A 23,764-nucleotide genomic window follows, 5' to 3' on the forward strand; every position below is an offset into this window, starting at 1 on the left:
ATAATGACTTAAAATGTTCAAGAACAGATAACAATATGCTCATAATCGGTTAATTATTTTTTAACCATTTCATAGTTTATTTGTAGTAGTAAGTCATTTTTATGAAAAAACGTACTGTAGACCTCGTTGTTATCTCTGACGTTCATCTAGGAACTTTTGGATGTCAGGCAAAAGAATTACTGAACTACCTAAATAGTATTAAACCTAAGGTATTAATCCTTAATGGAGACATTGTAGATATTTGGCAATTTAGAAAAAGATACTTCCCTAAACCTCATCTAAAAATTTTAAAGAAAATTATCACCCTAGCTTCTAAGGGCACAGAAGTGGTATACATTACTGGCAACCATGATGAAATGTTGCGAAAATTTAGTGATACTACTATGGGTAACTTTAAATTGGTAGACAAATTAGTATTGGAACTAGATGGTAAGAAAGCTTGGTTTTTTCATGGAGACATTTTTGATGCTTCTATTCAAAATGCAAAATGGTTAGCAAAATTAGGAGGATGGGGATATGATATGTTAATATTATTAAACCAATGTATCAATTGGTTTTTGATACGCCTGGGAAAAGAAAAATTTTCTCTTTCCAAAAAAATAAAAAACAGCGTAAAAAAAGCGGTCAAGTATATCAATGATTTTGAAGAAGTAGCAGCAGAATTGGCTATCCAAAATAAATATTCATATGTAGTTTGTGGGCATATTCATCAACCTCAAATGAGAACCTATAAAGATAAGAACGGATCATGTCTATATTTAAATTCTGGGGATTGGATAGAAAATCTTACCTCACTTGAATACCACGATAAAGAATGGAAACTTGTTCATTACCAACAATTACAATTAGAGACCTATATCGAAGAGTCAAATGAAGAGATTGATAATGTAGCAATTGATCTGGAAGGATTACAACCTTCATTTTTCTTGAATTCATTCCTTGAAAAAAAGTACTAACCATAATTATAGAATTTACACAATTTCTTAATTACATAACTAAACTTAAAACTTATGAAAACTCTTAAAACCGCACTGCTATATTCAGTGTTAACTCTTTTTGTATCCTGTCAGTACTTAGATGATTATTCTGGTAGTCCTATTTCTGTTCCTCCTCAATTAGTCTTGGAAGAAAATATACAATATGAATTACCATTCGAAGTATTAACAACCACTCAAGAAGATGTAGAAATTAGGAATGGAGGTTATGGTTCTGCTGCAACAGCTCATCCCAGGAGAAGGGGAGAATTTTATGCTATTACCGATAGAGGACCAAATACTGATTTTCTTGATGGAAAAAAGTTTCCAGTTTCAGACTACACTCCAAGAATTGGATTATTTTCTGTCACGAATGATGGTGAAATCGTTTTAAAAAAAGAAATTCTTCTAAAAGATCCTAATGGCAACCCAATTTCTGGAATTCCGAATCCTGAAGGTAAAGGTGCTACCGGTGAAATCCCTTATGACATTGATGGAAATCAATTACCTTTTGATGATTTTGGTTTAGATGCTGAAGGTTTAGTAGCACTACATGATGGCAGTTTTTGGGTATCTGATGAATATGGCCCTCATATCGTTCATTATTCTGCTAATGGAGTAGAATTAGAACGTATTTCTCCATACGGTATAAATGAAGGTAACGGCGGTAGAAAAATACCTGCTGTATTTGCAAAACGTAGACCTAATAGAGGAATGGAAGGATTAGGAATCACTCCTGATCAAAGAACATTAGCAGGGATTATGCAATCTACTATATATAATCCAGAACGTATACAAACAGATCTTACTAGAATTTTACTATTTGATTTACGAACCGGAAAAACCAAACAATATCTATATAGACAAGAGAATACGAATTTATCGAATTCAGAAATCGTTGGATTATCGTCTACAGAATTTCTTGTTATCGAAAGAGATGGTAAATTTTCTGGTGAAGGACCTGTACAAAAGCATTTGTATAAAATCAATATTTCTGGTGCTACAGATGTAAGTTCGGCAAATGATGAAGATGAATTTGGTTTATTACTTAATGGGAAAACACTAGAAGAATCTACCTGGTCCGAAATCGAGAATGCTGGAATTGTTCCTGTAACCAAAACATTGGTTGCTGATTTGGTTCAAAAGACTGGATATCCACATGATAAATTAGAAGGTATCTGGCTTATTGATAACCACACATTAGGCTGTATAAATGATGATGATTTTGCAGTTACAGATGAAGATGATAATGGTATCATAGAACAAAAAATCCTTCCTGGAGAAACTCCAACTATAGATGCCAGTTCTCTATACATGATTAAACTTGATACTCCTCTAAACAATTAATAAATTAAACCAACTATTTATATCAGAATTAAGTTTTTTATAGACTTAATTACAACCAATAAAGCGGAATTGAAAACTTATTATTTCAATTCCGCTTTTCCTACTAATTAGTCTAAAAAATGATATTGTTCTTACGAATTAAGAACTATTATCACCCGTGAAACTCCCATACAATTATTTCACTTTTTTTGCTGGCATTTTTCTGCCTCCTTGATTCAAGGTTAAACTTTCTACTTTTCCTTCTTTATCTTTATTAAATGTAATTTCTGCTGGTACAACTTTTAGAAAAAATTTAGTTTCAGATTCTGCAAAAATTTCAAATGTAGGTTGTCCTGTTGCGGTAGCGAATATTGAATTTCCTTCTACAGTAATATCAATCAAGAAATTAGGTTGTAATTCATAAGTGCCGGTATATGTTTTTAAAACATCTAAACCTACAGAAATCTCTTTTCTTCCCGCAGGAGGAGCTTTATCGATACCTTTACCTAATGAACTTTCATCTGATGTTTTAAAAATAGTTTGTCTTTTACCATCTTTAGTCATCGAAAAATTATAAGAAATGGTACCATCATCGAAAATAAAAGATCCGTCCTTCATTGGATAAATTTCAAATTCTTGTGTTGGTCCTCCTTCTCTAAGGCTAAATAGCTTACCATCTTTTAACTGAATATGACGTATAACACCTCCATCAAACTCATAAGCACCTACCCACTTTTTCAACTCTGTTTCCGGTAATGAAATAGCATCTTTTTTATCAGGTATAGGTTTTCCTATTACCGTAGCTGCAACTTTGGTAGTAATCTCTCCTACATTTTTGCAGTTACAATTGGTAAGCCCTATAACATATACATTTTCTTCTTCTAAAAAGATCCCATTTGTCGTATAACCAAAAATACCTCCACTATGCGCATATCCTTTAGCTCCTTGTATATTTGTTTTTCCCCAACCATATCCGTAATTAATATCATCTCCATTATTAAGTTTAGAACCATAAATCGCTTTTTCCAAACTCGTTCTTTTGATCAATGTATTAGCACTGATAGCATTTTGCCATTTTAACAAATCATCTACTGTGGACATTAAAGATCCAGCAGCATATGGTAAAGTTAAACTAAGATAATCTGCATTTAAATAAGAACCCTTGTCTTGTTTGTACCCTGAAGCTCTATTTTTTATTACTTGACTCATTTTACCGTAGTAAGAATCTTTCATACCAACTTTATCAAAAATGTTTTTCTCTATAAAATTTTCATAGGTATCTTTTGTAATTACCTCTATGATGTGTCCTAATAAAATATATCCCGAATTATTGTATCTAAACTCTTCTCCTGGATTAAAATCCATAGGTTCATTTTTAAACACATCGATCAATTCTGTTGGTGTCATATCTTGTCTGGTCAATTCCATAAAATTCCCCATTCCAGTATAACTTTTAATTCCTGAAGTATGATTTAATAGATGATGAATGGTTATTTTTTTTCCTTTGGTTGGATAATCAGGTATGTACTTTGTAATCTCATCTTCGATTTTCAGTTTCCCTTGCTCCTCTAGCATCAGAATAGCAACGGCAGTAAACTGCTTTGTAATAGAACCTATTTCGAATACATTTTCGGGTTTTAAGGGAACATCCAATTCTAGATTTGCTTTTCCAAAAGCTTTACGATATACAACTTTCCCATCTTTGGCTACCAAAATAGAAATACCTGGTTCTTCTACAGAATACACAGAAGAAACGATATCATCTAACTGCTTTTCTAAGTTCTGAGCATTAACGGAATATGTAAGCAGTAGACATAATCCCAAAGTTGATAGAATTTTAATTTTTCTGAATGATTTCATGTGATTGATATTTTGATTGATTGTGGTTGTTTTAATATTGTTATATATATGACGCTTAAATAAAAAATTAGTTACCGAAATATTTAAAAAAAAATCAACCCTAAAAGCAAGATTCTTTTAAGGTTGATCAAACTAACTAACCAGAATTAAACGATATTTTACAATTCTATTTCTACTTCAACTTTACAATCTTCGAATTCTACACATCCTCCCCACTTCTCACATGAAAATCCAAATAAACTTTCTCCTTCTTGTTTAGAAGTCGCACGACATTTTACTTTTATCTTAATCTTTAACTTTCTTGTTTCTAATAAACCATCTAATCTATCTCCATATTTAAATTCATCGTTTGTAGCCAATTTAGCTTCTAAAATATCAGTTTGATCAGAAATTACCAGTGCTGTATAAATACCATCTCCTTTTTTGACATCAAACCCTTCTCCGTCATCTACAAAGCTCTTTCCATGAACATCATAAGAATCTAAAGCTTTGTAATCACTATCAAAACGTACCACTTCCACTGTTTCGATTTTTCTTTCTGCCAAAATAGAGTCTGTGTTTATTAAGAATGCTACTGATGCTTCTAATAATTGTCTTTGCTCTCTTAATTCTTGTGCTTCTAATACAGCTGTATCAATAACTTCTTCATCCTTAGTACAACCAATAATTGCAGTTATACTTAGAAATACTAACAAATTGTTTAAAATTAAATTTTTCATTGTCTTAAGTTTTTAGGTTTTATACCACTATATCAACAACAAAAAATATTGTTACCCTTTAAACACAAAAAAGTTTTTGTATTGTGCATTCAATAGCACATGTACAAAAACTTTTAACTTATTAATTAGGATAAGAAGCTTATCCATTTATAAAGATCTTACTCCTCTTCTTCTCCAATAAAACCTGGAGCTGCAGGAACACTATTATCTATTTCTACTTCTTCTACCGTTTGAATAGAATCTCTAAGTGCTTTAAATCTTTCTAATTGCTCTTCTTCTCCTGTAAAATATGGAAACACATCCATAATCGGAGATTCAGCAATTGCAGGGATAGTATAATCTCCCATTGTAGCTTTCATAACACTATTGGTATTATCAAACGCCTCCTTTACATCATTGGCTTGTACTAATAAGTACATATTTGTTTTTCTTTCTTTACCACTTTCTTCATCATAAGCAATCAAAGAAACTTTAGATTTAAACCAACGATCCGAATTTTCAAAAGGGTGTATTTCTGCAAAATTCGCAACCTTAATATTGGTGATAATGAATTCTTCACTTACATAGGCCGACATCTCTTCATTGATTCTTGTTTCTGCCTCAGTGTAGGATACTGCATCCACCAAATAAGGTTCTGTAGTAACCTTCTGTACACCAGAATCATTTATCTTTCTATACTTTACTTTACATTCATACCAAGTAGGACTCATATATTTCGTTTTTTTAGGATGCCAAATATATATCTTAAAAAAAGTTCTTTATATGATTTTTAGGATTAGATATTCACAATTTTATATTAAACTGATTTTAAATATTTAAGCTTTTAGCTTTCATATTAGATTACAAATTCTTTCTCTTGTATATCTCCTTAACTAATTATTTTGATTCTCACTTAATTTTAAATGTAAATACGTATAAATCGTAGCTAACATATCCGCACTTTGTTCATTGGTAGATGCACCTCCATGACCTCCTTCAACTGTTTCATGGTAAAGAAAAGGATGCCCCATATTCATCATTTTAGCAGCCATTTTTCTAGCATGACCTGGGTGAACCCTGTCGTCTTTAGTAGACGTTACAAAGAGTACTTCTGGATACTTTTTATCTTCTAGTATATTATGATATGGAGAATATTTTTTGATATATTCCCATTCTTCTGGAATATCTGGGTTTCCATACTCTGCTACCCAACTAGCTCCCGCCAATAATTTAGAATAGCGCTTCATGTCCAATAATGGTGCACCTACGACAACAGCGTTATACAACTCAGGTCTTTGCGTGAAAACCACTCCAGCCATTAAACCACCATTACTCCAGCCATAAACACCTAAATGTTTAGGTGATGTTATCCCTTTTTTAATTAAATCTTCGCTGACTGCATAAAAATCATCATATGCATTCTGTCTTTTTTCTTTCAAAGCTGCTTGATGCCAATCAGGACCAAACTCACCTCCTCCTCTAATATTAGCCAAAACGTATACTCCTCCTTGCTCTATCCAACCAATTCCTCTACTTGTGTTGTAACTAGGTCGACTAGCTGAATTGAAACCTCCATAAGCATAAATTAATGTCGGGTTTTTGCTATTTAAAATAATATCTTTTTTATGAACAATAAAATACGGAATGGAAGTTCCATCTTTTGAAGTAGCCATATATTGATTTACTACTAACCCATATGTATTGAAGTTATCTTTATTCTTCTTAAATATTTTTATATCGTCATTGTTAGCAAAATATAATGTCGTCGGAGTAATAAAATTACTGAAAGTAAAAAAATATCTATTATTTTCTCCCATACTCGATGAACCAAGTGAAATACTTCCCAATTTCGGTGCTTCAATTTCTTTTCCAGCCCAAGAATTGTTTTCGAATTTATATTTGTAAAGAACATTTTTCACATTATTCATTGTATTAACGATAATAAAATCTTTGGAAATAGAAGTAGAAGTGAAACTAGAGGTCTTATTAGGTTTATAGATCGTTTTTACGTCAAATTTTCCCTCCAATGCTTGGTTTAAATCAAAACTCACTAAAGAACCTTTATTGAACACTTTTCCATTAATATTCCAATCAGATTGCAAGTCTATGATAGCTTCAGTTTTAAAAAAACCATAAATATTCGAATCAGAAGGTATATCAATCTTTTTCAATTTATTATTCTGTAAATAGTATGCCTCATATTCATAAAAAGTTTTGGCATTAAGAATAATAGTAATCTTTTTTCCATTGCGGTAAAAATTTTGACCAAAAACTCCTATTCGATTTTTATCAGTTTCATAAATCATTTTAGCTTCTTCGATTGGAGTTCCTCTTTTCCAAATTTTTGCTTGTCTAGGATATCCTGATTCTGTTAAGGATTCCTTGCCAAAATTTCTATATACCAATAAATGATCTCGATCAATCCAGGAAGCACCACCTTTACTTTCCCCCAATACAAAACCATCTTGTACAAATGATCTAGTCTCTATATCAAACTCCCTGATTTCACTTTCATCTTTTCCTCCATTTGAAAGTGTAATTAGACATAGTTTATTATCTGGTTTTAGCCAAGAAACACCTTCATAAACCCATTGTTTTTTTTCTTTTTTTGACAATTCATCGAAATCGAGAATTGTTTCCCAATCGTTCTTATGATTTACATAGTCTTTAAAAAGCATTCTCCTTAAAAGACCTCGTTCATTCTTCTCATCCGTCCAGAAGTTATAAACATAATCCCCAACTATAGATGGATAAGCAATTTTGTCTTTATCATTAAATGTATTTAATAACTTTTCTTTTAATGGTTCAAAAAGTGGATTAGAAGTTATTCTTTTTTCAGAAATCTTATTTTGTGTTTTTACCCATTCCAAAGATTTTTTACTTTCTACCTCTTCTAACCAAATATATGGATCTTCGATTTCAGAAGATTGAGCTATCAATAGTCTGGATATTAACAAAAAGGTCACTATAAAGGAACATTTTATATTTCTCATTATTTATTTTTTTGTAATTATATAACATTTAGAAGTTTAATAAATCTTTAATATTGTACTTCCAGATATTAGTGTTTCAAATTGGATTATTGTTACCATGTTTCCCACAAAAAACATATTTAATAAGTAAATATTGATTAATGTGATTTTCTAATCAAAAGAAATGTATTCGTGTTTTTATACATCTTTTATTAGTTCAAAGCATTTCTTAAAATACTAATAGGATGTTTGGCTACTCGCTTTGTTCCGTCCTTGATTTGATGTCTACAACTCGTTCCAACCGCTGCAATTACAGTAGTTTCAGGAGCTTTTCGAATGGCGGGAAATAAGGTTTGTTCTCCAATCTGCATACTTACATCATAATGTTCTTTCTCATATCCAAATGATCCTGCCATACCACAACAACCTGACGGTATGATCGTTACTTTAAAATTTTTAGGAAGATTTAAGTATACAAACGTTGTTTGAATATTAGATAATGCTTTCTGATGACAATGACCATGAAGTTTTATTGTTTTTTCCTCTCTACTAAATTGATCTGAAGTTATATTTCCTAACTCAATTTCAGATTTCAGAAATTCATCAATTAGAAATACTTGGTTAGAAAGCTGTTTTGCCTCTTCCTTTTTATCTGCCAATTTTAAATATTCATCTCTAAAGGTTAATATAGCAGAAGGCTCTAATCCAATCAAAGGTGATTTTTCGGAAATTATGTTGCTAAAAATATCGATGTTTTCATTAGCCAATTCCTTTGCCTGTTCTAACAATCCTTTAGAAATAAATGTTCTTCCACTTTCTTTGTGATCAGTAATTAATACTTCATATCCCAGACTGGTTAGTAGTTCTATAGCATCAATTCCTATATCAGTATCTAACTGATTTGTAAATTCATCTACAAAAAAGTAAACTGTTTTGATAGGATTTTGAGGTTGCAAGGTGGCTAAATTCTCCTGACACCACTTTTTCAAAGATTTACGACTTAACTGCGGTAGTTCTCTTTTTTTGGCAACTCCTAAAGTCGATTTAAGAATTCCAGAAGTTAGTTTGTTCTTAAAAAAGAAATTTGTGACTCCAGGCGCAATTCTTCCCAAATCATTTAATCGGTTATTATATGCGAACAATTTTGTTCGTAAAGAAACACCGTTAGCCTTTTGATACTGATACTCAAACTCTGCTTTTAACGAAGCTACATCCACATTAGAAGGACATTCTGAAGAACATCCTTTACAGCTAATACATAAATCAAAGACTTCTTTCAACTCTTTTGTATCAAACTTATTAGCCTTTGTATTATTAGTTAATACCTCTCTTAATGCATTGGCTCTTCCTCGTGTAGTATCCTTTTCATTTTTGGTAGCTCTATAACTAGGACACATTGTACCACCAGCTTCTACGGATTTTCTACAATCACCGCTTCCATTACATTTTTCTGCAGCACGAAGGATTCCTAAAGAATCCGTAAAATCTAATAAGGTTTCTATTTCTGGTTCTTTTCTATCAATCTCATAGCGCAACTGTTCATCCATAGGAAAAGCATCCACAATTTTTCCTGGATTAAAAATATGATTAGGATCAAATACTTTCTTAATTCTCTTTAATATTTGATAATTTTCATTCCCAATCATAAAAGGAATATATCCAGCTCTAACGATTCCATCACCATGTTCTCCGCTCATCGATCCTTTAAACTTTTTTACCAAGGTTGCTACATCATCTGTAATCTTTTTAAAAAGTACAACATCTGTCTTCTTTTTAAGATCTAAAATTGGTCGTAAATGTAATTCTCCAGCTCCTGCATGCGCATAGTATACCGCTTGTTGATCATATTTCTTCATCAACTCTGTAAACTCTGAAATATAATTAGCTAAATCAGGTAAAGCAACAGCTGTGTCTTCTATACAAGCTACTGCTTTTTTATCACCCACGATATTTCCTAATAATCCTAATCCTGCTTTTCTTAATTCTAAAGCCTGATGTATTTCGTTTCCTGATAAAATAGGATTCGCATAGGATAATTTAGAAGCTTTAATGGTTTCTATAAGTGCTGTTTTTTGCTTTTCTAGGGTCTGCAAATCATTTGCTCTTAATTCTAAAAGTAAGATAGCTTCTGGATCATCTTCTATAAAGAATCGGTTTTTAAGCTGCTCTACATTATTCTTTGTACAATCCAAAATGGTTTTATCCATCATTTCGCAAGTAAATAATGGATGTTCCATTACCGGAGCTACCGCTAATAAACAGTCTTCTATCGAATGAAAGTGCGAAGCAATCATTAAAGATTCCTTCGGCGGTAATACATCTAATTGTAAGGTAATCTGTGTAGTAAAAGCTAATGTTCCCTCACTACCAGCCAACAAATCGCACATATTAAAATCCTTAAGACCTTCGGAAAAAACATTGGTTTTAATCAATTCATCAATTGCATACCCAGTATTACGCCTATGAATATCAGATTTTGGAAAATTTTCCTCTATATGTTTCTGCACCTCAGATGATGACAATTCTTTATATAATTCCTTATAAATAGTACCTTCTAAGGTGTTTTCTTTAGTTTTATGAAGAAACTCCTCTTTGGAGATATCGGAGAAAGTAACCTCGCTCCCATCGGATAATAATGTTTGCAGTTCTAATACCTTATCTCTCGTTACCCCATACTGAATAGAAGTAGTTCCGCTACTGTTATTTCCAACCATTCCACCAATCATACAACGATTAGAAGTTGATGTATTTGGCCCAAAAAACAAACCATAAGGTTGTAAAAATCGATTGAGGTCATCTCTAATGACCCCTGGTTGTACAGTAACTGTCTTCTTTACTTCATCTACTGCTATTATTTCTGTAAAATACTTGGAAACGTCTACTACGATTCCGTCTCCCACACATTGACCTGCCAAAGAGGTTCCTGCTGTTCTTGGAATTAAACCACAGTTATTTTTATTAGCAAAAGCTATAATCTTTTTTAAATCACTTATGTTTTTTGGAAAAGCAACTGCGGTTGGAATTCTCCTATATACAGAAGCATCTGTGGCATATAATGATTTCGTAAGCGTATCAAATGCTAAGTCTCCGACTAATTGAGTTTTTAAGGCATTTAGATCTTTTTCTGGTATCATATACTTTGTCCCTTTACCAATGAATCTAGTGTGATTTGTCTTTTAAAATTTGTATCGAAACAAATAAAACTATCGGTGCCTGCTACCCCATCGATTTGATGTACTTGCTCATACAAGATATTTCTAAGATGATGATTATCAAAAGCAAAGATCAAAATAAAAAGAGCATAATTACCAGAAACATAATTACATTCTAATATCTCCGGAATTTTAGCAAGATCATCTACTACAGACTTGGCATATCTAGCTTCTTTGAGTCGAATACCTACATATGACTTTGTTTTATAGCCAATTCGTTTTTCATCAATAACAAATTCAGCTTTATCAATAACCCCATTTTCTTTTAATTTTCTAATTCTTTGATGCACTAGAGAATTAGAAATTTTTAATTCTTCAGCAATTTGTGAAAATGGTTTCCTCGCATCTTTACGTATTTGCAATAAAATCTGCTGATCTATGTAATCAAAATGACTCATAAACAATTGAATTTTAAAAGATCTATACTTAAACAAAGAATCCTCTCTGCGAGCAAAATCAATTTGACATAAAAAAAATCAATAAACAGTTAAATAAGTTTATATCATCAATAATACTAGTCAAATGTAGTATTTTTACATCAAAAACAAACAGATAAAAATGAATTCTACACTTTTTTTCTCAGCACTATGGAAACAGTATGCTGATAAAACACCTTCTGCTCATAAAGTTAAATCATTATTAGAAAAAGAAAATGAAACTGTATATAATGATCATATTGCTATTAGAACTTTTGATGACCCCAGAACAAACATAGAGGTAATTGCCAAACCTTTTTTATCAATGGGATATACAGAAATGGGAGAGTATCATTTTGAAGCTAAAAAGCTTTATGCAAAACATTATGAAAACCTAGAAGATCCAGACGCTCCAAAGATTTTTATAAGTCAATTACTAACCGCTCATTTTTCTGAAGAACTACAATCGAACATAAAAAAGATTTTAGATGCTTGTGAGCAAACTGTTTTTGATAAAGACGATCTTATATTAAAAGGACGAGTTTGGGAAACACCTTCTTACGAAATATATCAATCTTTACAAGAAGAATCTGAATATGCCGCTTGGATGTATGTTAATGGATTTTGCTCTAACCATTTCACGGTAGATGTAAATAAGCTTAAAAACTTTGAGAATCTTCATCTTTTAAATGATTTTTTGAAAGACAATGGTTTTGCAATGAATACATCTGGTGGTGAAATCAAAGGTACTCCTGAGCAGTTTTTAGAACAATCTAGTATTCTAGCGGATAAAATCGAAATGGAGTTTGTAGAAGGAATCAGAGAAATAACCTCTTGTTATTATGAGTTCGCATTTAGATATACACAAGATAATGGAAAATTATTTACTGGTTTTATTGCCAATTCTGCAGATAAAATATTTGAAAGTACTGATATGAAACTTCAAAAAACACAATAAAATCAGGTATTTACGTTTGTACCCATATGAAATTAACAAAATCTTAGGTAATGTTGCTACATTAAAAATTGGCATCTAGCGTTATACTTAGGAAAATTAACAAAAAACAAATTCATAATGACGAAGCGTATATTATTCACATTCCTTGTTGTAGTGGCTTCTATCTTATCAGCAAAAGCACAGGACATTCCAGAACATGCAATTGGTTTACGATTAAGCGAAAGTGATGGTTTTTGGGCTGAAGCCTCCTATCAAGCACGATTAAGTTCAGATACCAGAATCGAATTAGATCTTGGTGTACAAGGAAGAAATCGATACAATGCCTTAAAACTTACAGGAATGTATCATTGGGTATTTAACATCGATGGAGGTTTAAATTGGTATGTAGGTCCAGGAATCGGTGGTGGTCTCGTAGATTTTGATAATGATTTGGATAACCGAGATGATCTGGAACCTTTTGGTTTCGTTACCGGTGATGTTGGAATTGAATATCATTTTGATTTCCCATTACAAATTTCACTTGATTTCAGACCTGAGATTTATTTCGATGATTATAATGATGATGATATCATATTTAATTTAGGACTGAGTGCACGGTATAAGTTCTAGAAAATAATACACTTAGAAAATGAATAACCCTTGGGCAATTATACCCAAGGGTTATTTTTTTATTTTAAAATGTTAACCTTTTAATTCTAATGTATACAAAAGATAAATTTCAAAAAAACCTTATAATCATGAAAAAATTATTTTTTGTTGCATTCTTAATCCTAACTACCTTTTCTACACACGCACAGGATATCCCGAAAAATGCTATCGGTATTCGATTATCAGAAGGTGTAGTTGGCGATGAAGGATTCGGTCCTGAAATCACTTATCAAAGACAATTATTTGGAGAGCACAATAGAATCGACTTAAATCTAAGCTGGAGAACAAATTCTTTTATCAATACCTACAGAGGAGGTGGATATTTTCACTGGAGTTATAATATCTGGGATAACCTAAACTGGTTTGCAGGTCCTGGAATTGGAGCCGGATATATAGACTTCAAAACTAGTTTTTTTGGTATAGGAATATCCAGTAATAGAGATAGTGAATTCTTCCCATATGTAGGTGCTGATTTTGGGGTAGATTATCGTTTCGATTTTCCGTTGCAAGTAGCTTTTAGTATACGTCCTACCTATGATATTCATAATATCGAAAATGCTGCAGGAGTAAATGACGTAGATAACTTTGGAGTTAATATTGGTATTGCCGCTAGATATACTTTTTAATAATAAAAGATCAATTGATTTGATTTTTGTTTAGTTGTAAAGCACTGTTGTCATGGACAACGGTGCTTTGTTATACAGTTGCTAACGCATTCTCATATAACTCCACATATATAGGAACGATATTATCAATATCAAACTTTAGCGCCTGCTGGAATGCACCTTCTTTAAACTTTACTAAAGTATCGTCATCTTTAAGAATACGAATAGCATTGGTAGACATTTCTTGTATATTACCCACATCACTTAAATAACCAGATACCCCATCTTTATTTACCTCGGGAATTCCACCAGCGTTACTAGATATAACTGGCACTTTATTAACCATTGCTTCTAAAGCGGCTAATCCAAAGCTTTCTCTTTCTGAAGGAAGTAAAAACAAATCCGAAAAACACAAAATTTTATCTATCTCATTACTATTCCCTAAAAAGATAACTTTGTCCTTAATCCCAAGATCCTTGCACTTCTTTTCAGCAGATTCACGTTCGGGACCGTCTCCTACCATTAATAATTTAGCAGGAATTTCTTTCTGAACATTATAGAATATATCTACAATATCCATTATTCTTTTAACGGGTCTAAAATTACTGATATGTGTTACTATTCTTTCTTCAGGTGTTGCCATTAATTCTCTTTGACATTCGGTAAAATCAGCTTTACGAATGCTTGCATCAATAAAGTTAGGAACTACCTCAATCTTTTTCTTAATATCAAAGAGTCTTAAAGTATCTTCCTTTAAACTAGCTGAAACTGAAGTTACTATATCACTATTATTAATACTAAAAGTTACCGCTGGTTTGTAAAAAGGATGATTTCCCACAAGTGTGATATCAGTACCATGAAGGGTAGTTACCATAGGAATATGTATTCCTTCTTCTTCTAAAATCTCTTTAGCCATGTAGCCTGCATACGCATGTGGAATTGCATAGTGTACATGTAATAATTCTATATTGTACTTTTTAACTGTATTAACCAGTTTACTGGAAAGTGCTAATTCATAAGGTTGATAATGAAAGAGCGGATATTCTGGAACAGTTACCTCATGAAAATGAATATTGGGATTTAATAATTCCAATCTAACTGGCTGCTTATAGGTAACAAAGTGTACTTGATGGTTTAACTTTGCAAGTGCAATTCCTAATTCAGTGGCAACTACTCCACTACCACCAAATGTTGGGTAACAAACAATAGCAATATTCATCTATGTATTCTATTTTTAAAGTAGGTTAGATGGAATTCGCCAATGATTGTAGAATCGAATTAGTGATCTATATTTATGGCGCATTTCACAAATACAATTTTCTTTACGCTGCACAATGTACAAGAAAATTAGTATTGCTTATTGTTAAAAGAGTTGTAAAATCTTATTCGATACGATTTAATATTAATTCTTCTGAACTTATTTTATTGACTTTAAACTTCTTCTCTTGATCAGTCTTGTAATCAAAGACAATCAATAATTGCGTATCAGAATCATACTTCCAAACATCTTGATTTCTGAAGTCATTAGAAAAATATGGTCTGTTATAATTTCCGCATCGTCTTGGAAGGTTTTTTGAAGTAAAAATCTTAATTCTTCTTTTACCAGTGTATTTACCTATGAAAAAACTAACACCATGCCCTTTATAATTAGTAATATTATTTAACTTATTTAGATAAATATCTGGAAAATGTTCATTGGATTTTTTCATACTCCAATTACCTAAAAAATCATTAGTTGTTATTGGATTTTGTTGGGCTAAAGTAGTATTCGAAATATATAGAAAAAGTACTATGAAGAGTTTTTTTAGCATGGTCTGATGTATTTATTAATAATCATCAAACAGTATGCCCAAATAAAGAATAAAAAGCAGATCATAAGCCGGATTCTGTAACTCACCTAAATGAGATCCTTATCATTTATCTAGTTCTAAAATTACTTTTAGAATCCAACCGCCTACCCTCCAACATTGGGCGTGCAACCCTTAAGCGTTGGTATACATGGCGTTGCACCACATAGAGTTTACCTGATTTCACTACAGCATTACCTGTACATTCTTTCTGCTGCACTTGTCCTCGTCTCACGACGGACGGGCGTTACCCGCTATGCTGCACTATGGTGTCCGGACTTTCCTCCTTGTTCCAAACTAAGTTCGGCACACGGCGATAAGGTGATCTGCTTGCCGCAAATATACTATAAAATATGGCTTTTTAAGGTTCGTACTCACCTATTAATAAACCCTTGATATCCAACTAATAAAAAAGATTAATTTTCTTAAAATTCTCATAAAACAATGATTTTTATTATATTTATTTACTTGTTATTTAAACCTTTATGACTCTCCCAAGTCTAAGAACAAAAACTAACCTGCCTTATGAAAGTGAACTTGCTTTTTATATTAGCCTGCGCTATATTTTTATTTTCCTGCAGTAGCGATAACAACACCTCCCAAAGTGAGGAGAATGAGGAACCAAATAAGCCCAATATACTTTTAATTATTGCAGATGATATGGGACTTGACGCTACTCCAGGTTACTCCATTGGAGGCATAAAACCTACTACTCCTAATCTTCAAAACATGATCGATAATGGTATTCGATTTACCAATTTTTGGTCATATCCAGTATGTACACCGACTAGAGCTAGTATACTTACAGGAAAATATGGATTTAGAACTGGTGTTTTGAAAGTAGATGATGATTTATCTCCTTCTGAAACCTCCCTTCATCAGTATTTAACTAATAAATCTACTGGATATAATAGTGGTATCGTAGGAAAATGGCATCTTGGTACTGGAGCATCAGAACCTGGTAATTTTGGAATTTCATATTACGCTGGATTATTATCTGGAGGAGTTAGAAGTTATGAAGATTGGAGTCTAAATGAAAATGGAGTAAATACAACCTCCACAGAATATGTTACTACCAAGCTAACAGATCTTGCTATAAATTGGATTAATGATCAAGAATCTCCTTGGTTCTTGTGGTTAGCATATAATGCACCACATACTCCTTTTCACCTTCCTCCATCGGACTTGCACTCTCAAGGTGATCTTCCTAATGATGAAACAACTATTGACGCCAACCCTTTGCCATATTACCTAGCTTCAATTGAGGCTATGGATACCGAAATTGGAAGGCTACTCAATTCTCTATCGGAAACAGAAAGAGATAATACTATAATTATTTTTATTGGAGATAATGGATCTCCTAGTAAAGTAGCACAAGAATATAATAGAAGAAGAGTAAAAGGTTCATTATATCAAGGAGGTATTAATGTTCCAATGATTATTTCAGGAAAAAATGTAACTAGAACTAATTCGATAGATGAATCACTTTTGGGTACAACAGATTTATTTGCGACTATAGCAAATCTCGCAGGAGTAAATAGTTCTTCTATCCATGACAGTAAAAACTTTTCTTCACTATTAACTAACCCTTCAACTAATTCAATTCGAGAGTATGTGTATTCTGAAGTAGGCAATGATACCAATGATGATGAATACACCATAAGAAATGCCTCTCATAAGTACATCCTATTTGCAGATGGTAGTGAAGCTTTATACAATTTACAAAACGATGCTTTGGAAAACACTAATTTATTAAATGACAACCAGCTACCACTTTCGACAGAAGACGAAGCACAATTAAATTTATTAAAAGAAGCAATTATAAACATAAAACAATAAAATAACACCCTATGAAAAATAACATACCCTTTTTCTTCCTTATCGTTCTCCTACTGTTCTTAAGCTGTTCATCTGACGATAGTAATAATACAAATAATGATAACACAGATAATCCTCCTGTAAACTCAAGTGCTGATATATCTTCTATCGTATCAATGTTTGATAATATAGATGGAGTATCCTATGTCATCGAAGACGATTTTATAGAATTTACCACTAATGGTGTACCCAATCATACAAGCCCATATTGGGGTGAAAGTCATCCTATGTACGAAGCGTATAATGGAACAAACCCTGATTTTAATTTAAATCCGAACTTGATAAGTTCTCAAAATATTGTGTTCAGAATACCCAGAAGACCCGAAGAAGCAGAAGTAAAAGAAGCTACAAGATTGGGACCGATAGGAATTTCTGTTAATGGAGTTGTTTTTTTCAATCAATATGCGGGACCAGATAATCAACCTTTAACAGATGAGATCAATTCCTTTGATCAATTCGCAGGTCACCCAACTGGAGGCAGCCTTTATCATTATCATATTGAACCTTTATTTTTAACCAATACCTTAGGAAGATCATCTTTTTTAGGATTATTAGCGGACGGATTCCCTGTATATGGACCAGAGGAAAATAACGTGATGGTTACTAGTGATGATTTAGATGAATATCACGGACATACACATACTACCACAGATTTTCCAGACGGAATATATCATTATCATATTACCTTAGACGATCCATATATTAATGGAAATGGATATTTTGGAACTCCTGGAAATATTAGTCAGTAGATGAATAAACTTCTTTTTTATTTAGTATTATTTATATCATTTGGCTGTAGTAAGGAGAAAAAATCTGATCTCGATGTAACCTATAATTCTAGAGATTTTTTATTACAAAATGGTGTTTTACAATATAAGGGCACTCCTTTTTCAGGAATTATAACTTCTTCGGATTCTGTCTATAAAATCACTACTAAGATTTCTTATTTAGCAGGTAAAAAACATGGAGAAGAAATAAAAACATATGACAATACTACCCTAGCAGAAAAGAGATTTTATCAGCATGGAAAGAAAACGGATACTCATAAAGGATGGTGGAAAAACGGTCAATTAAAATTTCAATATGAATTTAACAATCAAGGTGAATATCATGGTAAAGTAGCTGAATGGTATCAAAACGGCCAGCAGTCTAAAGTATTTCACTTTATAAATGGTAAAGAAGATGGTTCCCAGAAAATGTGGTCATCCAATGGAAAAATCAGAGCAAACTACGTTGCCAAAAATGGAGAACGTTATGGGCTTATAGGATTAAAAAAATGTTATACCGTTAGTACCAATGATGAAACCTACAAATAAGTTATTTTTTACCGTTATTTTCGTTGTTTTAACGGCATTTTCCTGTAATACAGATATTGAAAAACAAAGCCTCCCTTTTTTTAATTCCGCTGTATTTACTCCAGAGTGGATTGCTGTTGGATCACCTGAATATACTAGAATTCATAAAATTGCTCCTTTTAAACTGACAAATCAGGATGGAGATGTAATTACCAACGAAACCTATAATGGAAAGATATATGTTGCAGATTTCTTTTTTGCTACTTGTCCTGGAATATGTCCCAAATTAGAAAAAAGCATGTCAGTGTTACAAGAGAAATATTTGCATGACGATTCCATTAAATTATTATCTCATACAGTGATGCCCACAAGAGATTCTGTCGAAGTTCTGAAAGATTATGCTATCAAAAATGATATTATATCTGGTAAATGGAATTTAGTTACTGGAGATAAAGAAATGATTTATGATTTAGCTAGAACTTCCTATTTCGCAGACGAAGATTTTGTAAAAACCAAGGACGAAAACGCATTCATTCATACTGAGAACTTTATTTTGGTAGATCCAAAAGGAAGAATAAGAGGTGTTTATAATGGAACGATCTCCTTAGAAATAAAAAGACTAATAAGACATATCGAAATGCTTAAAAAGGAAAGCGATCTATAGATGTTTTAAGAATGATAAAACTCATATGGATGTTACAAACTCGACGTTGTTAATAACTACCGAGTAAAAAAAAGTATCTTCAATATCCTATTTCCAATCTATTTTTAACTTTGTAGCGATGGAACATTTTATAGTATCAGCTCGTAAATACAGACCCCAAACGTTTAAGGATGTTGTGGGTCAACAGGCTATTACCAATACGTTGCTAAATGCTATAGAGAATAATCATCTTGCACAAGCTTTATTGTTCACAGGTCCTCGAGGTGTTGGTAAAACTTCATGTGCCAGAATATTAGCGAAAACTATCAATCAACAAGGACATGAAAATCCTGATGAAGATTTCGCTTTTAATATTTTTGAGCTAGATGCTGCATCCAATAACTCAGTGGATGATATTCGTAATCTCATCGATCAAGTTAGAATACCTCCTCAGGTAGGAACTTATAAAGTTTATATTATCGATGAGGTTCATATGCTTTCTCAGGCTGCTTTTAATGCTTTTCTTAAGACGTTAGAAGAACCTCCTAAGCATGCTATTTTTATATTAGCTACCACCGAAAAGCATAAAATCATTCCTACCATCCTTTCCAGGTGTCAGATTTTTGATTTTAAAAGAATTACGGTTACTGATGCAAAGCTACATTTGATGCAGGTTGCGGAACAAGAAGGTATTGTCGCCGATGAAGATGCTCTGCAGATTATAGCACAAAAAGCGGATGGTGCTATGCGAGATGCATTATCAATATTTGATCGAGTTGTTAGTTTTAGTGGTAAAAATCTAACCCGTCAAGCGGTTACTGAGAACCTGAATGTTTTAGATTATGAAACTTATTTTAGAACTACAGATCTAATTTTAGAAAATAACATTCCGCAGTTATTACTAGAATTTAATGAAATTCTATCCAAAGGTTTTGATGGACATCATTTTATTGCGGGACTAGCTTCGCACTTTAGAGATCTCTTAGTTTGTAAAAATCAAGCAACTATTAATTTGTTAGAAGTTGGAGAGCAAACCAAGGCTAAATATCTAGAGCAATCACAGAAGTCTCCTCACCCATTTCTTATTAGAGGGATTGAACTGGCAAATGATTGTGATCTGAAATATAAAACGAGTCGAAATCAACGATTACTCGTTGAACTTTGCCTAATGCAACTTGCCTCTGTACTTACTAAAGACGGAGAAAAAAAAAATGACCAACCTTACATAATCCCTCCTAGTTATTTTAAGGAAAAAGGCATTCAACCTGTAAAAATCTCACAGGAACAAAAACAAAAAGCAGATGATAAGCAATCTTTAACTAATGTAGATCATACTCCTGCTCCAACAATTACAAAGGAAGTAGCCGAAATACCTATTGCTAATACTTCAAATAACACTACAACGGACAATGCGGTTGCAGAACCAAAAGAAGTTACTAGTCATACTACATCCCAAAGTAAACCTCTAGTAAAACCAAGACAAAGAGGAACTTCTGGTTTATCTCTAAGCAGTATAAAGAAGAAAAAGGAACACGAAGAGAAAAAAGTAGATACCATTGTTGATCCTAAAAATCTACCTAGCGACGATTTTACAGAAGCTCAAATGCAAAAATGTTGGGAAGAATACGGTAAAATGCAAGATAAAAAAGGAGAGCGTATCATTGGATCTATGTTTGCGATGAATATACCCACATTGAATGACGGTAAGATTTATTTAGAACTACCAAACCATTCCATGAAAGCCGATATGGAAAGTGCGCTACCTGGATTGTTTCAGTTTCTATATAAAAAACTAAATAATTATAGTATTGCTCTTGATATCCATGTAAACGAAGAAGCTTCAAAAAAATATGCTTTCACTCCACAGGATAAATATGCCAAACTTCGAGAAAAGAATCCTCTTATCGATAAATTAAGATCTGATTTTGATTTAGATATCTAAAATATCCCTTTTCAAATTTATATTCGTAATTAAAAAATTGGGTATCTTTAATACACTAACCTAAATAATTTTAATTATGAAAAAACATCTTTTATTCCTTTTGGTAATTCCATTCTTTATGGTGGCCTGCACTGACAAAAAAGCTCAGGAAGAAGAAGCAAAAAAAACAGAAGAATTAAATAATGAAATTGAAGCTGTAGCTACTGAAATTGATAAAGATTTTGAATCTTTAGAAAAAGAAGCAGAAGAATTAGAAAATGCTTTAAACGAATTAGATAACCTATAAAAAAACACAATGAAATTTTCAAAATATATATTTATCGCATTATTAGTTGGATGCATCGGAATTACCAATGCTCAAAAAGCTGAAAAACCTGCTAAAGACCTGAAAGAAAAGAAAATGCAGAAGAAAGAGGAAATGAAAGAAAAGCGCAAAGAGATGAAGGAGAAACGGAAGGAGATGAAAGAAGAAATGAAGGAGAAAAAGCAAGAAATTAAAGAGGCTAAAAAAGAACTGAAAGAAGGTAGAAAAGAAATTTTAGGCGAGCATCGCGAAAAAATGAAGGGAATGACAGCTGAAGAAAAAAAAGCATATTTAGCAGAACACCCTGAGCTTAAAGAAAAAATGGATGCTTATAAAGAAGCGACTAAAGAACAAAGAAAAGAATTAAAAGAGAAACGTGCTTCGTTTAAGAATGAAAAAGCCAATGCGGTACAAACAAGAATTGAAAACAAGAAAGATCGTTTATCTAATCTTGAAGATCGCAAAGTAAAAGGTGTGGATAAAATTCAAAAAACAAAAGATCGTTTGCTTGCTAAAAAAGAAGCGGGAAAGATTACAGAAGAAGAATATACTGCTAAAATGGAAAAAGTAGCAAAAGCCGAAGAACGATTAAAAAAGTATGAAGAGAAAATGGAAAAAGTTAAATCTGGTATCACAAAAGGAGAAGAAAAACTTGTAAAGCTTACTTCAGAAAAAGAAAAGAATTAATACTTTTTAATACAATCAAAAGCCTGAATGAATAATATTCAGGCTTTTAATTACTTCTCTATTTTAAAGCAGTATCTTAGTCCTCTGAAAAGAAAAATGTATAGTAAAAAAGAAATAGCATGCTTGGATTAAAGCTTCCTACAGATCCACGATGGGTAAACATCGTAGAAAAGAACATTGAAGAAATACTCACTGATCACGCTTATTGTGAGCAAAAAGCAACATCTACGGCAATATCTCTTATCGTTAGTTTTCCTGAATATACAGAACTAGTTCAGGAAATGACTAAATTGGTAAAAGAAGAAATTAGCCATTTTAAAATGGTTCATGATAAAATTATTGCTAGAGGATGGACTTTAGGTAGAGATAGAAAAGATGATTATGTAATACAGTTGGTTACTTTTTTTCCAAAAGGAGGCAGCAGAACCACTCAATTAGTACACCGATTGCTATATGCAGCGCTTATAGAAGCAAGAAGTTGTGAACGCTTTAAACTCTTATCCGAAGAATTAGAAGATCAAGAACTCGCAAAGTTTTATAGAGATCTTATGGTAAGTGAAGCAAATCACTATACTATGTTTTTAAATTTTGCTCGACAATATGGTGATCGCAAGGAAGTGGATCAAAAATGGCAAGATTTATTAGAATTCGAAGCAGAGATCATGCAATCTTTAAGCAAAAAAGAAACTATTCACGGATAAAGATAATTCACTTAAATACACAGAAATATCGTTATTTCTGTGTATTTAATTCAACCCATATTATTATAAAGGAATAAAAGCGGATACCTTATAGAACTCATCTGATGTTCCTGCATCTGTATTTAATGTTGCTCCCGCAGATATCCTAAAAGCAATTCCTTTATCGAATTTCAGTTTAATAGAACCTCCTAACCATTGATAAACCAACAAAGGATCTCCATCTTCTTGTCTTGTGATACCGAACGACTCGTAGAAAGCTCCCAAAACAACTCGCTTACTTACATTAATTCCTGGTGCCATCCAATTCAATAAATAATCTTTGGTGATGATGTCATCATCTTCGCGAATAGATTTATAATAAGCTATATACCCCTCGAAATCCAGAAACCTTTTTTGGTAATTCACATAGATACTTGGCACAACACCTTCTGCAATCTTAGTTCCTGTACTATTAGAAGAGAACTTTCCGCTAGTAATTCCGAAAGAAGGATTAATATATAATGATTTATCAAATAGTTTGAAACCCAATCCTACAGATGTTTCTAACAATAAATCACTTCCTGATTCTAAGTTCCCAAACGCAGGATTTGTCCAAAAAATAGTGTAAAATGTAATATCATAATTTTTACTAGTTTCAAAATTCCCGAAGAAAATTGGATAAAATCCAGCAACACTATTATGAATAATTTTTGTTGCGAAAGTTGTTTTATTTTCACTCTCTAATTCTTGAGCTTGTAATATATGAGTAGCAAATAGCAGTACTAAAAACTTTAGTATAAGGTTTTTCATGATTAATGT

22 protein-coding genes and 1 other RNA gene are annotated in these 23,764 nt (G+C 32.3%); 13 read left to right on the forward strand and 10 right to left on the reverse strand.

Annotated elements, in window-relative coordinates; all coding sequences use genetic code 11:
* Positions 1-101: 101 nt before the first annotated feature.
* Both Q1B37_RS07325 and Q1B37_RS07330 read left to right on the forward strand, forming a co-directional pair.
* Positions 102-956 (forward strand): UDP-2,3-diacylglucosamine diphosphatase, encoded by an 855-nt coding sequence (locus tag Q1B37_RS07325; protein WP_299600996.1) that lies wholly within the window; start codon positions 102-104, stop codon positions 954-956.
* Positions 957-1,010: 54 nt separating this feature from the next.
* Positions 1,011-2,321: an esterase-like activity of phytase family protein gene (locus Q1B37_RS07330; protein ID WP_299897297.1), complete on the forward strand. Its 1,311-nt coding sequence runs from the start codon at positions 1,011-1,013 to the stop codon at positions 2,319-2,321.
* A gap of 174 nt (positions 2,322-2,495) precedes the next feature.
* Here Q1B37_RS07330 and Q1B37_RS07335 read toward each other — a convergent pair whose 3' ends face one another.
* From Q1B37_RS07335 to Q1B37_RS07360, 6 genes are all read right to left on the reverse strand, one after another.
* A complete protein-coding gene (locus Q1B37_RS07335; protein ID WP_299897300.1) occupies positions 2,496-4,160 on the reverse strand; it encodes a serine hydrolase in 1,665 nt (554 codons plus the stop codon).
* Between the two features lie 158 nt (positions 4,161-4,318).
* Positions 4,319-4,879, reverse strand: a complete 561-nt coding sequence (locus Q1B37_RS07340; protein ID WP_299897303.1) for a hypothetical protein — start codon at positions 4,877-4,879, stop codon at positions 4,319-4,321.
* Between the two features lie 158 nt (positions 4,880-5,037).
* Positions 5,038-5,589 (reverse strand): DUF4494 domain-containing protein, encoded by a 552-nt coding sequence (locus Q1B37_RS07345; protein WP_299897306.1) that lies wholly within the window; start codon positions 5,587-5,589, stop codon positions 5,038-5,040.
* A 162-nt stretch (positions 5,590-5,751) separates the two neighbouring features.
* Complete coding sequence (locus tag Q1B37_RS07350; protein WP_299897310.1) at positions 5,752-7,851, reverse strand: prolyl oligopeptidase family serine peptidase; 2,100 nt, start codon at positions 7,849-7,851, stop codon at positions 5,752-5,754.
* 191 nt (positions 7,852-8,042) lie between these two features.
* Positions 8,043-10,964, reverse strand: a complete 2,922-nt coding sequence (locus Q1B37_RS07355) for an FAD-binding and (Fe-S)-binding domain-containing protein (RefSeq protein WP_299897312.1) — start codon at positions 10,962-10,964, stop codon at positions 8,043-8,045.
* Positions 10,961-11,440, reverse strand: a complete 480-nt coding sequence (locus Q1B37_RS07360; protein ID WP_299600979.1) for an Lrp/AsnC family transcriptional regulator — start codon at positions 11,438-11,440, stop codon at positions 10,961-10,963. The genes Q1B37_RS07355 and Q1B37_RS07360 overlap by 4 nt, the downstream gene beginning before the upstream one ends.
* 160 nt (positions 11,441-11,600) lie before the next feature.
* Between Q1B37_RS07360 and Q1B37_RS07365 the strand changes: the two genes are divergently transcribed.
* The 3 genes from Q1B37_RS07365 to Q1B37_RS07375 all read left to right on the forward strand — a co-directional run bounded on the left by Q1B37_RS07365 (position 11,601) and on the right by Q1B37_RS07375 (position 13,690).
* Positions 11,601-12,416 carry a DUF1338 domain-containing protein gene (locus Q1B37_RS07365; protein ID WP_299897315.1) on the forward strand — a complete coding sequence of 272 codons (816 nt, stop codon included), beginning with the start codon at positions 11,601-11,603 and terminating at the stop codon, positions 12,414-12,416.
* A gap of 117 nt (positions 12,417-12,533) precedes the next feature.
* Positions 12,534-13,025 (forward strand): hypothetical protein, encoded by a 492-nt coding sequence (locus tag Q1B37_RS07370; RefSeq protein WP_299897317.1) that lies wholly within the window; start codon positions 12,534-12,536, stop codon positions 13,023-13,025.
* A gap of 128 nt (positions 13,026-13,153) precedes the next feature.
* Positions 13,154-13,690 (forward strand): hypothetical protein, encoded by a 537-nt coding sequence (locus tag Q1B37_RS07375; RefSeq protein WP_299897320.1) that lies wholly within the window; start codon positions 13,154-13,156, stop codon positions 13,688-13,690.
* Between the two features lie 70 nt (positions 13,691-13,760).
* Here the strand turns inward: Q1B37_RS07375 and bshA are convergent, their stop codons facing one another.
* The 3 genes from bshA to rnpB form a co-directional block, all read right to left on the reverse strand.
* Entirely contained in the window at positions 13,761-14,888 is a 1,128-nt protein-coding gene (bshA, locus tag Q1B37_RS07380) for an N-acetyl-alpha-D-glucosaminyl L-malate synthase BshA (RefSeq protein ID WP_299600966.1), read from the reverse strand.
* Positions 14,889-15,051: 163 nt separating this feature from the next.
* Entirely contained in the window at positions 15,052-15,378 is a 327-nt protein-coding gene (locus tag Q1B37_RS07385) for a hypothetical protein (protein WP_299897323.1), read from the reverse strand.
* Between the two features lie 151 nt (positions 15,379-15,529).
* Positions 15,530-15,849, reverse strand: an RNA gene (gene rnpB / locus Q1B37_RS07390) — RNase P RNA component class A.
* A 192-nt stretch (positions 15,850-16,041) separates the two neighbouring features.
* On the opposite strand from rnpB, the gene Q1B37_RS07395 reads away from it, so the two are divergent.
* The 8 genes from Q1B37_RS07395 to Q1B37_RS07430 all read left to right on the forward strand — a co-directional run bounded on the left by Q1B37_RS07395 (position 16,042) and on the right by Q1B37_RS07430 (position 22,966).
* Complete coding sequence (locus Q1B37_RS07395) at positions 16,042-17,355, forward strand: sulfatase-like hydrolase/transferase (protein ID WP_299897325.1); 1,314 nt, start codon at positions 16,042-16,044, stop codon at positions 17,353-17,355.
* 11 nt (positions 17,356-17,366) lie between these two features.
* Positions 17,367-18,143, forward strand: a complete 777-nt coding sequence (locus Q1B37_RS07400; RefSeq protein WP_299897332.1) for a YHYH protein — start codon at positions 17,367-17,369, stop codon at positions 18,141-18,143.
* The gene (locus Q1B37_RS07405) at positions 18,144-18,710 is read left to right on the forward strand and encodes a hypothetical protein (protein WP_299897334.1); all 567 of its coding nucleotides are present in this window, start codon (positions 18,144-18,146) and stop codon (positions 18,708-18,710) included.
* Positions 18,691-19,353, forward strand: coding sequence for an SCO family protein (locus Q1B37_RS07410; RefSeq protein ID WP_299897336.1), 663 nt, complete (start codon positions 18,691-18,693; stop codon positions 19,351-19,353). Before Q1B37_RS07405 ends, Q1B37_RS07410 begins: the two co-directional genes overlap by 20 nt.
* A gap of 118 nt (positions 19,354-19,471) precedes the next feature.
* Entirely contained in the window at positions 19,472-21,274 is a 1,803-nt protein-coding gene (locus Q1B37_RS07415) for a DNA polymerase III subunit gamma/tau (RefSeq protein ID WP_299600949.1), read from the forward strand.
* Between the two features lie 76 nt (positions 21,275-21,350).
* Positions 21,351-21,560, forward strand: a complete 210-nt coding sequence (locus tag Q1B37_RS07420; RefSeq protein ID WP_299600947.1) for a hypothetical protein — start codon at positions 21,351-21,353, stop codon at positions 21,558-21,560.
* Positions 21,561-21,569: 9 nt separating this feature from the next.
* On the forward strand, positions 21,570-22,265 hold the full coding sequence (locus Q1B37_RS07425) for a hypothetical protein (RefSeq protein ID WP_299897338.1): 696 nt from the start codon (positions 21,570-21,572) through the stop codon (positions 22,263-22,265).
* Positions 22,266-22,384: 119 nt separating this feature from the next.
* On the forward strand, positions 22,385-22,966 hold the full coding sequence (locus Q1B37_RS07430; protein ID WP_299602585.1) for a tRNA-(ms[2]io[6]A)-hydroxylase: 582 nt from the start codon (positions 22,385-22,387) through the stop codon (positions 22,964-22,966).
* A gap of 63 nt (positions 22,967-23,029) precedes the next feature.
* Here Q1B37_RS07430 and Q1B37_RS07435 read toward each other — a convergent pair whose 3' ends face one another.
* Positions 23,030-23,755 carry a DUF6733 family protein gene (locus Q1B37_RS07435; protein WP_299600942.1) on the reverse strand — a complete coding sequence of 242 codons (726 nt, stop codon included), beginning with the start codon at positions 23,753-23,755 and terminating at the stop codon, positions 23,030-23,032.
* Positions 23,756-23,764 lie beyond the last annotated feature (9 nt).

The organism is uncultured Aquimarina sp. (genome assembly GCF_947492965.1).
Classification (GTDB): domain Bacteria; phylum Bacteroidota; class Bacteroidia; order Flavobacteriales; family Flavobacteriaceae; genus Aquimarina.